General features: G+C 32.3%; 1 protein-coding gene. It reads right to left on the bottom strand.

Translation table 11 applies throughout. From position 1 onward, the window contains the following. Positions 1-634: 634 nt before the first annotated feature. Entirely contained in the window at positions 635-1,417 is a 783-nt protein-coding gene (locus HMPREF1250_RS08340; protein ID WP_023054221.1) for a short-chain-enoyl-CoA hydratase, read from the bottom strand. Between the last annotated feature and the right edge of the window lie 749 nt (positions 1,418-2,166).

Here is a 2,166-nt window from a genome sequence, read left to right as displayed (position 1 = left end):
ATTTTATGAGTTGGTTTTAAGGATAATCCAACATCTATACGTTCAAACATCCTGCTAATTTTTCCTCAAAACCGATTGACTTTAGAACATTAACTAATAGTTAACATTCTAAAATCTCATTTATATTCTATCACCTATTCAGTTTAAATACTAGATTTTTCAAGCTCCTATCTTTAATAGTTATGAGCTTTGGCTGTTCTATATTTTTTATGCATTTATCTCTTCATTCTTACACTTTTCCCTTTATAAAGTTCACCTCAAAGAGCCTGATTTGCCGTTAACATAATGGCTCTGAAAACATAATTTAAGCGAAATTTCAAGCCTACTTTAAGATATTGTCTTCAAAATTATATAATTCCATCTTACTTCCTTAAATTATCAAATCAAGTACAATAAGGTCTCCTTATATCAAGCAATATTATTACGTGAATTGAGAAGCGATATCTTTTTTACGAAATTTTAGTGTAATATATTAAGTGACTTATGATACTGCCTAGTGCTTTGAAATATCTTTCTGAATATCATTTTACTAAATGTTTAGCGTGTAAATCCAAAAACAAAAAAGGATGAGTCACTTTCAAAAAAACTCATCCTTTTTTATTATTATTTTACAATAATGCTCCCTTTTTAATTATTACCTGCCGGTAAAATGTTTATCTCGTTTTTCAATAAAGGCAGCCATGCCTTCCTTTTGGTCTTCCGTAGAAAAACAAAGAGCAAATACTTCATCTTCATAAGAAATACCCGTAACAACATCACAATTGATACCACGATTGATAGCCGCTTTGGAAAGCTGGACTGCAACTTTAGCATTACCAGCAATCTGGTTGGCAACTTTAAAAACTTCTTCCATCAACTGGTCCTGCGGTACAACCTTGTTGACCAGTCCGATTCGATAGGCTTCTTCAGCATTAATCACATTGGCACGAAAAATTAGTTCTTTCCCATATCCTCGTCCAACAACACGGGGCAAGCGTTGTGTACCACCAAATCCTGGAGTAATGCCTAATCCAACTTCAGGTTGACCAAATTTAGCATTATCGGAAGCGTAACGGAAATCACATGCACAAGCAAGTTCACAGCCGCCACCCAAAGCAAATCCATTTACAGCAGCAATTACCGGCTGTGGTAAATTTTCGATACGAGTAAAGACATCTTGACCCGCTTTACCAAAAATGCGCCCTTCAACAGGGTTTTTAGTCGACATTTCCTTAATATCTGCACCGGCTACAAATGATTTGTTTCCCCCTCCGGTGATAACAAGCACTTTAACATCTTGGTCTTTTTCGATACATTCAATACACGCATTTAACTCTGACACAGTTTCGAAATTTAGGGCATTCAAGGCCTTAGGTCTATCAATGGTTAAAATTCCAACCCCATTGTTTTTCTCAAATTTAATATTTTTGTACTCCATCACAAAAACCTCCTTATCAATTAAATATTAAAACTACCCTTTATTAGGTATTATACCACGTTACAAATAGAACTAAAAGGGGAAGAGACTTAAAATATTATAGAAATTGAAACTTTAATTTATTCATTAAATATAAATATAAATATAAAAATAGTTTAGTATTTTTTCAAACACCTCACTTTTCCTAAAAAGCTATTTTATAAACTTATCCGAGCTCCTTTCATGTAGTTTTATTTTACTTTATTTCGATAGTATTAAAAAAACTTTGTTCAAATCGTAACAAGATTTTTTAATTATCCGTCTACTCTTCAGATACTAAAAAACATTAAATAAGCTTAATCAATTAACTACACCTTTACTCTTATAATTAAATTCAAACACGAAAAATGATCAAATTATCTATAATATGCCTACTAGTAAGTAGGCCCTGTATTCAAAAATTATCGTAATCACTAACGTAGGATTCCTCCAGAAGCCCCATAAAAAATCAACATATTGATTTTAAATTACGTACACACACAAAATGTCAAAATCGAATATTCTATACACCACTCTCCTACACACGTTTATTTAACTAATCATGGTATATTTTTGAAACGTAGAAACGTACTATCATAAAATTTTAATTAAAGAAAGAATCTCTTCCATTTAGCGATATCTAATTGAAAAACTTGTGTTTTATCCACTTGATTCATCCCCAATATGATTGGATGCATCCCCCTACCAACAGAAAAAATGTCGACGCGTGA

Origin of the sequence: Megasphaera vaginalis (ex Srinivasan et al. 2021), from assembly GCF_000478965.1 — a bacterium.
GTDB lineage: Bacteria > Bacillota > Negativicutes > Veillonellales > Megasphaeraceae > Megasphaera > Megasphaera vaginalis.
Note: the sequence above shows the minus strand (reverse complement) of the source record. Positions and strands in the feature narration are given on the sequence as shown.

Bases quoted from the DNA above. Each gene is read 5' to 3' on its own strand.
- HMPREF1250_RS08340 (WP_023054221.1), bottom strand. From the start codon at position 1,417: ATGGAGTACAAAAATATTAAATTTGAGAAAAACAATGGGGTTGGAATT.